Annotated in this window: 12 protein-coding genes; 6 read left to right on the top strand and 6 right to left on the bottom strand. The window is 66.0% G+C overall.

Features of this window, described 5'->3' with window-relative positions:
- Nucleotides 1–84: 84 nt before the first annotated feature.
- From CCR98_RS05850 to CCR98_RS05840, 3 genes are all read right to left on the bottom strand, one after another.
- On the bottom strand, nt 85–1,158 hold the full coding sequence (locus CCR98_RS05850) for an SRPBCC family protein (protein ID WP_087921868.1): 1,074 nt from the start codon (nt 1,156–1,158) through the stop codon (nt 85–87).
- A 234-nt stretch (nt 1,159–1,392) separates the two neighbouring features.
- Nucleotides 1,393–2,034 carry a response regulator transcription factor gene (locus CCR98_RS05845; protein WP_006424175.1) on the bottom strand — a complete coding sequence of 214 codons (642 nt, stop codon included), beginning with the start codon at nt 2,032–2,034 and terminating at the stop codon, nt 1,393–1,395.
- Nucleotides 2,034–3,230, bottom strand: coding sequence for a sensor histidine kinase (locus CCR98_RS05840; RefSeq protein WP_075675059.1), 1,197 nt, complete (start codon nt 3,228–3,230; stop codon nt 2,034–2,036). Before CCR98_RS05840 ends, CCR98_RS05845 begins: the two co-directional genes overlap by 1 nt.
- Nucleotides 3,231–3,380: 150 nt before the next feature.
- Between CCR98_RS05840 and CCR98_RS05835 the strand changes: the two genes are divergently transcribed.
- The 5 genes from CCR98_RS05835 to CCR98_RS05815 are packed head-to-tail and all read left to right on the top strand — an operon-like array spanning nt 3,381 to nt 6,402.
- On the top strand, nt 3,381–3,977 hold the full coding sequence (locus CCR98_RS05835) for a GNAT family N-acetyltransferase (RefSeq protein ID WP_087921867.1): 597 nt from the start codon (nt 3,381–3,383) through the stop codon (nt 3,975–3,977).
- Nucleotides 3,923–4,768: a septum site-determining protein MinC gene (gene minC / locus CCR98_RS05830; RefSeq protein ID WP_087921866.1), complete on the top strand. Its 846-nt coding sequence runs from the start codon at nt 3,923–3,925 to the stop codon at nt 4,766–4,768. Before CCR98_RS05835 ends, minC begins: the two co-directional genes overlap by 55 nt.
- 35 nt (nt 4,769–4,803) lie before the next feature.
- Nucleotides 4,804–5,613 (top strand): septum site-determining protein MinD, encoded by an 810-nt coding sequence (minD, locus tag CCR98_RS05825; protein ID WP_005415682.1) that lies wholly within the window; start codon nt 4,804–4,806, stop codon nt 5,611–5,613.
- 2 nt (nt 5,614–5,615) lie between these two features.
- Complete coding sequence (gene minE / locus CCR98_RS05820; RefSeq protein ID WP_005408532.1) at nt 5,616–5,876, top strand: cell division topological specificity factor MinE; 261 nt, start codon at nt 5,616–5,618, stop codon at nt 5,874–5,876.
- A gap of 46 nt (nt 5,877–5,922) precedes the next feature.
- Nucleotides 5,923–6,402, top strand: a complete 480-nt coding sequence (locus tag CCR98_RS05815; RefSeq protein WP_014036355.1) for a hypothetical protein — start codon at nt 5,923–5,925, stop codon at nt 6,400–6,402.
- 61 nt (nt 6,403–6,463) lie between these two features.
- On the opposite strand, the gene CCR98_RS05810 is transcribed toward CCR98_RS05815, so the two are convergent.
- From CCR98_RS05810 to CCR98_RS05800, 3 genes are all read right to left on the bottom strand, one after another.
- Complete coding sequence (locus CCR98_RS05810; protein ID WP_087921865.1) at nt 6,464–7,708, bottom strand: DUF819 family protein; 1,245 nt, start codon at nt 7,706–7,708, stop codon at nt 6,464–6,466.
- A gap of 154 nt (nt 7,709–7,862) precedes the next feature.
- Nucleotides 7,863–9,941 carry a S9 family peptidase gene (locus CCR98_RS05805; RefSeq protein WP_087921864.1) on the bottom strand — a complete coding sequence of 693 codons (2,079 nt, stop codon included), beginning with the start codon at nt 9,939–9,941 and terminating at the stop codon, nt 7,863–7,865.
- A gap of 213 nt (nt 9,942–10,154) precedes the next feature.
- Nucleotides 10,155–12,119 carry an oligopeptide transporter, OPT family gene (locus CCR98_RS05800; protein ID WP_087921863.1) on the bottom strand — a complete coding sequence of 655 codons (1,965 nt, stop codon included), beginning with the start codon at nt 12,117–12,119 and terminating at the stop codon, nt 10,155–10,157.
- A 198-nt stretch (nt 12,120–12,317) separates the two neighbouring features.
- Between CCR98_RS05800 and CCR98_RS05795 the strand changes: the two genes are divergently transcribed.
- Complete coding sequence (locus CCR98_RS05795; RefSeq protein WP_087921862.1) at nt 12,318–13,466, top strand: heparan-alpha-glucosaminide N-acetyltransferase domain-containing protein; 1,149 nt, start codon at nt 12,318–12,320, stop codon at nt 13,464–13,466.
- The last annotated feature ends 13 nt before the right edge of the window (nt 13,467–13,479 follow it).

Raw genomic sequence — 13,479 nt, 5'->3', positions numbered from 1 at the left:
CCCTTGCCGGGCGCCAGATGAAAAAAAACGCGCCGCAATGAGCGGCGCGTTTTCGTGTCCAACACTACATGGGTCAGCCGAGGCTTACTTGACGGCCCAGTAGATGTCGTAGGTCGCTTCCGGAGTGAACGACTTGTCGATGCCATCCTTCCAGGTTTCGTACGGGCGGTCGATGACTTCGTTGCCCGAGGTCACGGCCCAGGCGCGCAGGCCGTTGCGGGCCACGTCCAGACCCGCCATGTGGCCGGTGTAGGCCGCATGCGCCGAACGGTGCGGAGCAACGTGCACGTACTTGACCGGAGCGCCGCCGTCGATCTTGACGGTCAGCTCGTCGGCAGCAGTACCTTCAGCACCCTTCTTCTTCACCGGCTGGGCGATGTCGAAGGCGTACTTCTCCTGGCCGAAGTCGGTGGTGATGATGCGGAACGGACCGGCGGCTTCAAGGCCATTGGCCTCCATCACGCGCTTGATCCACTCCTGGTTGTCCTTGATGGACTTGGTGATGGTGTCCTGGCCGCGGTCCACGTTGCCGGCATTGACGACCAGCAGGTTCTCGGCCGGCACTTCAACGATGGCCAGATCGGTCAGCGGGGCTTCCGGCGTGCGGTAGTCCACGTTCGGCACGGTGGCGAGCATGTTGGCCATGCGCGACAGGCCCATCTTGATGTCGTCGCCGATCTGGCGGCTGACATACAGGCCGGCGTAACGGCCGAACAGGTCGAAGCCGTACTTCACCGAGTAGTCCTGGGTGATCTTGACGTTGCGACCGCCCTTGCCGGTCGGCTCCAGGTTGAAGGTGGTGACCTTGTCGTGACCCTTGGTGGCGTCTTCGATGGCGATCACAACACGCTTGTTCTCTTCGGCTTCGGTGATCTTCCAGGAACCGGTGCCCAGGTCCTTGGAGGTGAAGTCGAGGGTGGCACCGGTACCGGAGGCCGGGCCGGACAGCTTCAGTTCAACGGCGGGATCGCGCAGTACCAGCGGGTTCCAGTCCTTGAAGCGGCGCAGGCTGCTGACCGTGTCGTACACGATCGTCATCTTGCGGTTGGTCTCGATGCTTTCGGTGATGTGACGCTCGCCCGGCAGACATACGCCAATGATGACGAACAGGCCAGCCACGATCCCCAAGGCGATCAGGAACTCGATAATACGGGTCATTCAGAGAGTCTCCGGGGCCGATCCCACGGCCGGGTTGATTGAAGCGAAGCGCCAATCCTAGCAGGCTTCGCGGGCATTGTTTATCGGGATTGGCGCACCGGTTTCCCTGCCGGCTGCGTATTTGTATGGACAAAGAATTCGAAGGGTAACGCATACCGCTGCCCGGCAAGTAGGGGGCAACCTTGGCGGAAACCCCCGACCACCATCCAAGTCGTTGTACTTGAACGGTTTTCCTCAGACAAGCTGGAGTTCGAACGCCTTCAGTACGGCACGCGTACGGTCGCGCACGCCCAGCTTGGAAAGGATGTTGGACACGTGGTTCTTGATGGTGCCTTCGGCCACGCCCAGCGAGTTGGCGATCTCCTTGTTGGAGAAGCCGCTGGCCATCAGCCGCAGGATCTCGGTCTCGCGGTCGGTCAACGGGTCCGGGCGGTCCAGGCTGACGAACTCGTTGCGCATGTGCTCCAGGCCGGACAGCAGGCGCTGGGTCACCGCCGGCTGCACCAGCGAACCGCCGTCGGCCACGGTGCGGATGGCACCCACCAGCTGCGCCAGGGTGACATCCTTGAGCAGATAGCCCTTGGCACCGGCCTTGAGCCCGGCCAGCACCAGCTGATCGTCGTCGAAGGTGGTGAGGATGATGGTCGGCGGCAACTGTTCCTGCCGCGACAGCACCTGCAGCGCCTCCAGCCCGGACATCACCGGCATGCGCATGTCCATCAGCACCACGTCGGGGCGCACCTGCGGTATCAGCTCGACCGCCTGCCGGCCGTCGCCGGCCTCGGCCACCACCTCGATGCCGTCGTCGAGCGCCAGCAGGGAGCGGATTCCCTGCCGCACCAGGGTTTGGTCGTCGACCAGGCAGACGCGAATCATCAACGCACTCCTTCAGGAACCTTGGTAAGGGCCGCCACCAGCACCGTTGCCGGCACCGTCGCCCGCAGCCGGAAGCCTTCACCGGGACGGGTTTCGATCTGCAGCTGGCCACCACATTGTTGCAGGCGCTCGCGCATGCCGCGCAAGCCATTGCCCACGTTGACCATATCCGCGCCGACGCCGTCGTCGCGGGCCTCCACCACCACCCGGTCGGGGGCTTCACGGTACACCTTGATCCACAGATGGCGGGCGCCGGCGTGGCGCACCGCGTTGGTGATGATCTCCTGGGTGCAGCGCAGCAGTACGTGGGCCCGCTGCGGGTCCTCCACATTCAGCGGATCCTCGATTTCCAGCTGGATGTCCAGCGAGGGCACGTTCTCGGTCAGCGGGCGCAACGCCGCGGCCAGATCGATGGCGCCGGTCTCGCGCAGCTGGCTGACCACCTCACGCACATTGCCCAGCAGCAGCTTGGCCAGCGCGTGCGAGCGCTTCACGTGATCCAGCGCCTGGCCCTCGGCCAGGTGCCCAGCGACTTCCAGGTTCAGGGTCAGCGCGGTCAGCTGGTGGCCCAGCAGATCATGCAGCTCGCGCGAAATGCGGGTGCGCTCATTGACCCGCGCGCTCTCGGCCAGCAGGGCACGGGTGGCGCGCAGTTCCGAATTGAGCCGGCGCTGCTCGTCGCGGGCCTCGGTCTGCTGCCGCGCGACCAGGCTGGTCACGAAGATGAACATGGAGAAGCCGCCGTACAGCAGTGACTGCATCACCGCTTCGAACAGCGGGAAGCGCAGCAGCATGTAATAGACCGGCGCCACCGCCAGCTGGCTGACCAGCAGCCACAGCACCCCCAGCCGTACCGACAGCATCCACGGGATGACCCCGGCGGCCACCATCATCAGGATGCTGCCCAGGCCCGAACCGCTGAGGAAGCTGACCCCCAGCGCCGAGACCGTCAGCAACAGCAGCAGGCCGCGGTCCAGCCAGCTGGTGTGGCTGTCGCTGCGCAGGATGCGGGTCAGCCAGTAGTAGGCGGTGCCGAAGGACAGGTAGGCGACGAACAGCAGGATCGCCCAACCGCCCATGTCACCACGGCTGTGCAGGTTCTCGAACTGCGAGTACGCCAGCGGCAGGCCGACCATGACCCAGGTGAACAGGCCGGCCAGGCGGAGGACGCGGGTATGGCTGAGGACTCCCAACATGCCAGCACTCTACGGGCCACGCCTGCGCACCGCACCCCACGGAAGTCATGCCTGCCCGGTCGCCTGTTCATGCCGCAGCCCACCCCGGGCATGCAATAATCGTGCGCAGGGTCCCTTGATGGACCAACCGCGTTACCCCACGGAGTCACAATGTCGATTGTCATCCGCGACGTGCGCGAGCACGAGCTCGATTCCGTCCTGGCTTTGAACAACAACGCTGGCCTGGCCATCCTTCCCCTGGATGCGGCCCGCCTGCGCCTGTTCTATGAAACCGCTGAGTATTTCCGCGTCGCCGAGCGCGACGGCAACCTGGCCGGCTTCCTGATCGGCTTCGGCAGCGACAGCCAGCACGACAGCAGCAATTTCGCCTGGTTCAAGCAGCAGCTGGACACCCCGTTCTTCTATATCGACCGCATCGTGGTCGCCAGCCGCCGTCGTGGCGGTGGTGTCGGCCGTGCGTTCTATGCCGACGCGCAGAGCTTCGCCGAGCTGCGCTACCCGCAGATGACCTGCGAAGTCTTCCTCGACCATGGCGCCGATGCCGCCCTGCTCTTCCACGGCAGCTTCGGCTTCCGCGAGCTGGGCCAGAACACCATGCCGCAGGTCGATGTGCGTGCCAGCATGCTGGCCAAGGAACTGTGCAGCTACCCGTGGGTCCAGGAGACCTACGGCGACAAGCTGCCGGATATGGCATGGACACGCGCGCGGCAGTTGCCGGCGCAGGCACAGCGGCCGACGGGGACCTGAGCGTGGCGGTGAATTTCGATTACGAACAGGCGGGTGAACTGAAGATCGGCCAGGTGGGCGTTGCCAACCTGCGCATCCGTACCCTTGATGTCGAACGCCTTGTGCAGGAAATGCGCGAGCGCGTGACCCGTGCACCGAAGCTGTTCGGCCGCGCTGCGGTGATCCTCGACTTCGGCGGCCTGAGCCAGGTGCCGGATGTGGCGACCGCACAGGCGCTGGTCGACGGCCTGCGCAGTGCGGGTGTGCTGCCGGTGGCACTGGCTTACGGCACCAGTGCGGTCGACCTGCTCTCGCAGCAGCTCGGCCTGCCGCTGTTGGCGAAGTTCCGCGCCCAGTACGAGCGTGCCGAGGCCGAGCCGGCCCCGCCGCCGCCCGCACCGGAACCGCGCCGCGCGGCCCGTGCCGAACCGAAGCCGGCCCCGGCAACGCCGGTAGCCAAGGTGGCCGACGCTGCTGCACCGCAGCCGGGCCGCATGCAGCTGGGCAACGTGCGTTCGGGCCAGCAGCTGTACGCGGAAAACTGCGACCTGACCGTGATGGCCACCGTCGGCGCCGGCGCCGAGGTCATCGCCGATGGCAGCATCCATATCTACGGCACCCTGCGCGGCCGCGCGCTGGCAGGGGCCCAGGGCAACACCGCGGCGCGTATTTTCTGCCGTGATTTCCATGCGGAACTGGTCGCCATTGCAGGCCATTACAAGGTGCTGGACGATGTCCCGGACAACCTGCGCGGCAAGGCCGTCCAGGTGTGGCTGGAACAGGACCAGATCAAGATCGCTGCGCTGGACTGACGCAGCACCCAAACAGAATCATCAGGAGAAGTCCTTTGGCTGAAATCATCGTAGTCACCTCCGGCAAGGGCGGCGTCGGCAAGACCACTTCCAGTGCGAGCCTGGCCTGCGGCCTGGCGCGGCGCGGCAAGAAGGTGGCGGTGATCGACTTCGACGTCGGCCTGCGCAACCTCGACCTGATCATGGGCTGCGAACGCCGCGTGGTGTACGACTTCGTCAACGTCGTGCACGGCGAAGCCACCCTCAAGCAGGCCCTGATCAAGGACAAGCGCTTCGACAACCTGTACGTGCTGGCCGCCTCGCAGACCCGCGACAAGGACGCACTGACCCAGGAAGGCGTGGGCAAGGTGCTGAAGGATCTGGCCGCCGACGGCTTCGACTACATCATCTGCGACTCCCCGGCCGGCATCGAGAAGGGCGCCTTCCTGGCGATGTACTTCGCCGACCGCGCGGTGGTGGTGGTGAACCCGGAAGTGTCGTCGGTGCGCGACTCCGACCGCATCATCGGCCTGCTCGACTCGAAGACCCACAAGGCCGAGTCCGGCCAGGACGTGCCGGCCTTCCTGCTGCTGACCCGCTACACCCCGCTGCGCGTGGAAAGCGGCGAAATGCTGAGCATCGCCGACGTCGAGGAAGTCCTCGGCCTGAAGGCGATCGGCGTGATTCCGGAATCGGGCGACGTGCTCAACGCCTCCAACAAGGGCGAGCCGGTCATCCTGGATGTCGAATCCGCTGCCGGCCAGGCCTATGAAGACGCCGTCGCGCGCATCCTCGGCGAAGAACGCCCGATGCGCTTCACCAACGTCGAGAAGAAGGGCTTCTTCAGCAAGCTGTTCGGAGGGTAAGCATGGGCCTGTTTGATTTCCTCAAAGCGAAGAAGACCACCGCCGAAACCGCCAAGAACCGCCTGCAGATCATCATCGCGCAGGAACGCAGCCACCGTGGTGGCCCGGACTACCTGCCGCTGCTGCAGCGCGAGCTGCTGGAAGTGATCAAGAAGTACGTGAACATCGACGTCGATGCGGTGAAGGTCGACCTGGTGAAGGATGGCCAGCACGACGTGCTGGACATATCCGTGGCCCTGCCTGAAGGCCCGGACAAACCCTGATCCCCTGCCCCGCCCGTGCCTGCATGGGCGGGGCTGCCTGACCCGCATGACCGATACGACGACCGCCGTGGACATCACCTGCGTGGGCGACATCGCCTTCGCCGATGCGCAGTGCCTGCTCGCCGCGCACGGCCTTCGGCTGCACCACGTGGCAGCCGGCGAACCGATTCCCGGCAGCTACTGGGGCGAGCCCGAGGCGGGCATCATCGCCAGCAACGTGTACGTGCGCGATGACACGCCGGTGCACTCGATGCTGCACGAAGCCTGCCACCTGATCGTGCTGCCGCCGGAGCGGCGTGCGCAGGTGCATACCGATGCCACCGACTCGGTGGCCGAGGAAGACGCGACCTGCTACCTGCAGATCGTGCTGGCCGGGCAGCTGCCCGGTGTCGGCAGCCAGCGGCTGATGGCCGACATGGATGCCTGGGGGTATACGTATCGGTTGGGGTCTACGAAGGCGTGGTTCGAGCAGGACGCCGAAGACGCGAAGGCGTGGCTGGTCGAACGAGGGTTGCCGGTGGCGTAACGCATCGTGGACCGGGGTCAGATCCCTTTTGCGGCGCAAAAGGGATCTGACCCAACACCCATCAGCCTTGCCCGGCCAGCGCGCGCAGGGTGATGCCGACGATGTAGGCCAGGTAGGTGCCGGTGGCATAGCCCATCGTGCCCAGCAGCACGCCCACCGGCGCCAGCGCCGGATGGAACGCGGCCGCCACCACCGGCGCCGAGGCCGGGCCACCGATGTTCGACTGCGAACCGATGGCGAAATAGAAGAACGGCACCTTCAGCAGCTTGCCCAGGCACCACAGCAGCACGATGTGCACGGCGATCCAGATCAGGCCGAGCAGGAACAGCCACGGGCGGTCCAGCAACGCCAGCAGATCCATCTGCATGCCGATGCAGGCGATCAGGAAGTACAGCAGCAGCGAGCCCAGCCTCGACGCACCCGCCCCTTCCAGATTGCGGGCACGGGTGAAGCTCAGGCTGAGGCCCAGCGTGGTCGACAGCACCACCACCCACACGAACGGCGCGTCCAGGCTGAACTGCGGGGCCCAGCTGACGTTGGCCTTGAACCAGGCCGCCAGCGGCGCGCCGATCGCGTGCGACAGGCCGACGCCACCGAAAGCCACCGCGACGATCAGCATCAGGTCGGTGAGGCTGGGAATGCGCTCATGTTCGGCCTGGAAGCGCGCGATGCGCTCCTTCAGTTCATCGATGGCCGAGGTATCGGCACCACTGCGCGCGTCGATCTTCGCTGCGCGTCCGGCCAGGAAGATCAGCGCGGCCATCCACACGTAACCGACACCGACATCGACCACCGCGAACTGGCCGAACGTGGTGGCGTTGACGTCGAACACTTCGCGCATCGCCAGCATGTTGGCACCGCCGCCGATCCAGCTACCCGCCAGCGCGGCCATGCCGGCCCAGGTATCACCGGCCACCGTTTCCGGATGCAGCGCGCGCATCACCAGGAACGCCACCACCGCACCGAGCATGATGCTGGCCGAGGCGCCCAGGTACATCAGCACCAGCTTCGGGCCGAGCCGCAGGATGCCCTTGATGTCCACTGCCAGAGTCAGCAGGATCAGCGCGGCCGGCAACAGGATGTCGCGCGCGATCGGGTTGTAGAGCCTGGTGTTCTGGCCGTCGATCAGGCCGACGGTGTTGTAGATGCCGGGAATCAGGTAGCACAGCAGCAGCGCCGGCACGAAAGTGTAGAAGCGTTTCCACAGCCCCTGCTCGCGCGAAGCGGTCCAGAACACGGCGCCAAGGGTGGCGGCGATCAAACCGAAGACGACGATGTCGTTCTGGATCAGGGCGGTCGAGGGCATGCAGGCGCTCTGGGTAGAGCCGGCCGCTGGCCGGCTGCTGTTGGCTGGAGGTGCGCCGACCAACGGTCGGCACCCACCGGCGGGAACATCCGCCCCCACCGGTAAAGCAGATGGTGAAACAAAAACGCCGCCCCGAAGGGCGGCGCTGCAGTCATCAGTTGCCGATGTGCTGCTTCAGCCAGGCATTGACGGTGTCATGCCACAGGATGCTGTTGTTCGGCTTCAGCACCCAGTGGTTTTCATCCGGGAAGTACAGGAACTTCGATTCGATGCCCTGCCGCTGGGCGGCGGTGAACGCAGCCAGGCCCTGCTCGACCGGAATGCGGAAGTCCTGCTGGCCATGGATGACCAGGATCGGCTTCTTCCAGTCCGCCACATGGTTGACCGGGTTGAACTTCTCGTAGTTCGCGGCCTTCTGGTACGGCGTGCCGCCCTGCTCCCACTCGGTGAACCACAGCTCTTCGGTGGCGTAGCCCATCATGCGCTGGTCGAACACGCCGTCATGGTTGACCAGGCACTTGAACGGGCCGTTCCAGTTGCCGGCAATCCAGTTGACCATGAAGCCGCCGTAGCTGGCACCCAGCGCACAGGCCTTGTCACCGTTGAGGAAGGAATACTTCTTCAACGCCGCGTCCCAGCCCTTCTGCAGGTCTTCCAGCGGGCGGTCGCCCCAGTGCTGGCTGATCGCATCGGTGAAGGCCTGCCCATAGCCGGTGGAACCGTGGAAGTCGATCATCACCACCGCGTAGCCCTGGCCCGCATAGGTCTGCGGGTTCCAGCGGTAGCTCCAGCCATTGCCGAAGCTGCCCTGCGGGCCGCCGTGGATCAGGAACGCGACCGGGTACGACTTGCCTTCCTGGTAGTTGTGCGGCTTGACCACATAGCCGTGCACGGTGTCGTTGTTCCAGCCCTTGAACTCGAACTGTTCGTAGTCGCCGAAGCTGACATCCTTGAGCACCTCACCAGCGGCCGGGGTCAGCGCGCGCAGTTCGCCGATGGCTTCGCCTGCAGCCGGCAGCAGGCCGACCAGCACCTGGTCGTTGCTCTTCAGGCTGTTGCGGGTGATCGCCACGCTGTTGCCGGCCACGTCGACCGCAGTCACGCTGCCATCGCCGATCAGCTTGGTGGCCTTGCCACTGGCCACGTCGATCTGGAACAGCGGGTGCTCGCCGAGGTCATCGGCAGTGGTGTAGATGCTGGCGCCGTCGGCGGACAGGGTGATGCCACCGGCCGAACGATCCCACTGCGGGGCAATCTCGCGGGTCTTGCCGCTGGCAACGTCCATCGCCATCAGGCCGAAGCGGTCGGCCTCGAAGCCCGGGCGCTTCATCGCGCGGTAAAACAGCGTCTTGCCGTCGGCGCTGAACACCGGGCCGGCATCCCAGGCCGGGTTGGCGGCGGTCAGGTTGACCGGCGCCTGCTTGCCGTCGGCGTCGAAACGGTACAGGTCGAAGTTGGTCGACCACGGCTCCTGCTTGCCGGCCACGCGGATGCTGGCCACCACGCTGGCGCCATCCGGCGACCACGCGAAATCATCATTGCCGCCGAACGGCTTGGACGGCGCATCACCATCGATGGTCGCGCTCAGCGCCGACGCGCCCTTGACCGCGCCGGCCTTGGCCGTCGGCAGCGGAGCGACGAACAGGGTGTTGCGGCGGCCATCGTTCCAGGTGTCCCAGTGGCGCACGAACAGCGAATCGAAGACCTTGCCACTGGCCTTGGCACCGGCCACGTCCTTGAGCTTCTTCCCGGTGCAGGCCAGGTCCGAGGCGCAGGCCTGGAACACGCCGGCGCTGAACAGCACGCGGTCGTCCTGCGGCGACACGTGGTAGCTGTCCACGTCGACCGGGAAGTCGGTCAGCTGGCGCGGGGTACCGCCGTTGATCGGCTGCGCGTACAGCTGCTGGCTGCCGTTCTTGGCGCTGAGGAAGTACACGGTCTGGCCATCGGCCGACAGCGAAGCGGAATTGACGCTCCAGCCGGCCGGGGTGATCTGCTTCGGCGGCGCTGCGTCGCGGGTGCGCAGGTTGCGCGCGTACAGCGCGGTGGAGGCCTTCAGGTTGGCATCCACGCTGCGCTTGGCGAACACCACGGTGCCGCCGTCAGCGGTCAGTACCGGCGCGGAGACGCGGTCCATGGCCACCATGTCGCGGACTTCCAGGCCACGGGCAGCGGCGACGCTGGGCAGGGCGGCCAGCAGGCTCAGTGGCAGCAGGGCATGACGCAGTTTCATCGGGGTCTCCGCAGGACGGCAAAAAACCGATGGTAGGCCCGGGCGGCCGGGGCTGCCAAGGCCATCGGTCATGGCCGGGGACGGGGCGATGCCTTCGCCAGAAAAGGCAAACCGCGCCGTAGCGCGGTTTGCGGTAGTGCCGGCCGCTGGCCGGCAACCAGGGGTATCACGGGATTCCGGGATTGCCGGCCAGCGGCCGGCACTACTCTTCCCTTACGCCACGGCGCGCTTGCCGGTGCGGTAGATCAGCCAGCCGACCACGAACAGCACGGCCAGGCCGATCCACTGTGCACCCGGCAGGTGGAACGGGACGGCCAGCACGTCGGCGCGGCTGCTGACCACGATCGGAATCGCGATGGCGATGCCCATCAGTGCCTCGCCGGTGATCAGGCCGGCAGCAAACAGCACGCCCGGCTTGTGCACGCGGTCGCGGCCTTCTTCGTCATCGGCGCGCACCTTGTGGAAGCGCTCGACCAGGTAGGCGATCAGGCCGCCGAGGAAGATCGGCACCATCAGTTCCAGCGGCAGGTAGATGCCGATGGCGGCGGCCAGCACCGGCACGCGGAAGCGGGCGTTGCGCGACTTCAGCCAGCTGTCGAAGGCGATGATGGCGGCGCCGACCACGGCACCGATGCCGATGAAGGTCCACGGCAGTTCACCACCGAACAGGCCCTTGGCCACCGAGGCCATCAGGTTGGCCTGCGGCGCAGCCAGCGCGTTGGGGTGCAGTTCGGACTTCACGCCGATGCCGTAGGCGGTGGCCAGCAGGTTCAGCACCGGGGCCATGATCAGCGCGCACGAGAACGCACCGATGCCCAGCATCAGCTGCTGCTTCCACGGAGTGGCACCGACGATGTAGCCGGCCTTGAGGTCCTGCAGGTTGTCACCGCCGACCGCTGCAGCACAGCACACCACCGCGCCGATCATGATCGCGGCCACCGCGCCCAGCGGCGCGCCGAAGGCGCCGACCGGCTGCAGGCCATCCTTGCCCAGCAGCACGACCAGCACGGCCGAGGCGAACAGGATGGTGGAGATGGTGATGCCCGAGACCGGGTTGTTGGACGAACCGATCAGGCCGGCCAGGTAGGCCGAGACCGAGACGAACAGGAAGCCGGCGACGATCATGATGAGGGTCATCGGGATCGACACGTGCCACTGGCCGACGATGGCCTGGTACAGGGCCAGCAGCGGCAGCACGAACACCACCAGGGCGACCAGCATCCACTTCATCGGCAGGTCGCGCTCGGTGTGCGCCAGCACCGGGCCACCGCTTTTGCGGGCCGCGGCGAAGCCGCTCTTGACGCCGTTGAGCAGCGACTTGCGCAGCGAGATCAGGGTCCAGATGCCACCGATCAGCATCGCACCTACGCCCAGGTAGCGCATCTTCGCGCCCCAGATGGCGAACGCGGCCTCGGTGGAGGAAGCAGCGGCCACCGACGCGGCCAGTGCCGGATCGGTGTTCATGAAGAACGCCTGGTAGATCGGGATGGCGATGTGCCAGGTCAGGATCGAGCCGGACACCACCACGATGCCGACGTTGAGGCCGACGATGTAGCCCACGCCCAGCAATGCCGGCGACAGGTTGGTGCCGATGAAGGCGGTGACCTTGGAACTGCCGACATAGGCCGAGGTGGCCCAGGCATCGGGAATCAGGCGCATGCCGCTTTCCGCGGCCAGCTTGACGAAGGCACCTATCACCGCCGACAGGCCGAGGATCTTCAGGCCCGGGCCCGGATTCTCACCAGCCTTGAGCACTTCGGCCGCAGCCTTGCCTTCCGGGAACGGCAGCGGGTCTTCGACGATCATCGAACGGCGCAGCGGCACCGAGAACAGCACGCCCAGCAGGCCGCCAAGGCCGGCGATGCCCAGCACCCACCAGTACTTGAAGTCCGGCCAGTAGCCCATGATCACCAGCGCGGGGATGGTGAAGATCACACCGGCGGCGATCGACGAACCGGCCGAGGCACCGGTCTGCACGATGTTGTTTTCAAGGATGGAGCCACCGCCCAGCAGGCGCAGCACGCCCATGGAAATCACCGCGGCGGGAATGGCGGTGGCGATGGTCAGGCCTGCGAACAGACCGAGGTAGGCGTTTGCGGCCGACAGCACCACCGCCAGCACGATGGCCAGGGCCACTGCGCGGAAGGTGAGCTGCTTGGGCGCAGCGTCGTGGTTCATGGAAGCCCCTGCTGGCAAAAAATCCCTGCCACGCTAGCGTTCAGGGCAGATCAAGTCCAGCCTGCCAAAGGATGGGGCATGTGCTGCAGCGCAATGGGCCCGCGCGTGAACCGGCAACCGACCGACCCGGCAAAGTGCGGCTGGGCTCGCCGCAAACGATATGTTATATCTTAATATTTCCTGATCCTGCCGCATCGAATGCCCCCTTCCCCCTCACTTCGCCTGGCCTCCATCGACCAGCTGCGCGGCACCGTAATGCTGCTGATGCTGCTTGACCATGTGCGCGAGACCTTTTTCCTGCAGCATCAGGTGGGCGATTCGATGGACGCGTCGACGGTCTCCCCTGCGCTGTTCGCCTGCCGTCTGCTGGCCCACCTGTGTGCGCCGGTATTCGTGCTGCTCACCGGGCTGTCGGCCTGGCTGTACGGCCAGCGCCAGGCGGACCCGCGCCGGGCCACCGCCGCCTTCCTGCTCAAGCGCGGCCTGTTCCTGGTGGTGCTGGAACTGACCCTGGTGAACTTCGCCTGGACCTTCCAGTTCCCGCCGGACACGATCTATCTGCAGGTGATCTGGGCCATCGGCCTCAGCATGATGGCGCTGGCCGGCCTGTTGTGGCTGCCGCGGCGGGCCTTGCTGGTGCTGGCGGTGCTGCTGGTGGCAGGGCACAACCTGCTCGATGCGGTGCGCGTGGAGGGCGATGGCGTGTTCGCGACGCTGTGGAAAGTGCTGCACCAGCGCGACTGGATCGAGGCTGGTACGCTGCGGCTACGCACCTCCTATCCGGTACTGCCGTGGCTCGGGGTGATCGCGCTGGGATACCTGATGGGCCCTTGGTTCGCTCGTGAGCGGGTGCCAGAGCAGCGTCGGCACTGGCTGCTGTGCGCAGGCATCGGCGCGCTGGTCCTGTTCGCGCTGCTGCGGTTCGCAAACCAGTACGGGGATGCTCCCTGGTCGTACCAGACCACCACGCTGCGCACGTGGTTGAGCATTTTCAACGTTACCAAGTACCCGCCGTCATTGCAGTTCCTGCTGTTGACCCTGGGCGTGGGACTGTTGCTGCTGCGCCTGTACGAGTGGCCGCCAGTGGCGCGTGCGCTGCGGCCGTTGGCCGACATTGGTGCAGCACCGATGTTCTTCTACCTGCTGCACTTGTATGTGCTGAAGGGGCTGTACCTGGCGGCGCTGGCGGTGTGGGGCCCGACCGACGGCGAGCTGTATGCGCTGGATTCGGTCAGCGGCCTGATGCTGGTGGCCTGTGCACTGGCGGTGGCGATGTATCCACCGACGCGGGCGTTCGCGCGGTTCAAGGCACGAAGGCGCGATCTGGCGTGGTTGCGGTACCTGTAGGCCATCAATCGGG

This window comes from Stenotrophomonas sp. WZN-1, from assembly GCF_002192255.1.
In the GTDB taxonomy this organism is placed as follows: Bacteria; Pseudomonadota; Gammaproteobacteria; order Xanthomonadales; family Xanthomonadaceae; genus Stenotrophomonas.
The sequence above is the reverse complement of the archived record's forward strand: the minus strand, read 5'-3'. Positions and strand labels throughout refer to the sequence as shown.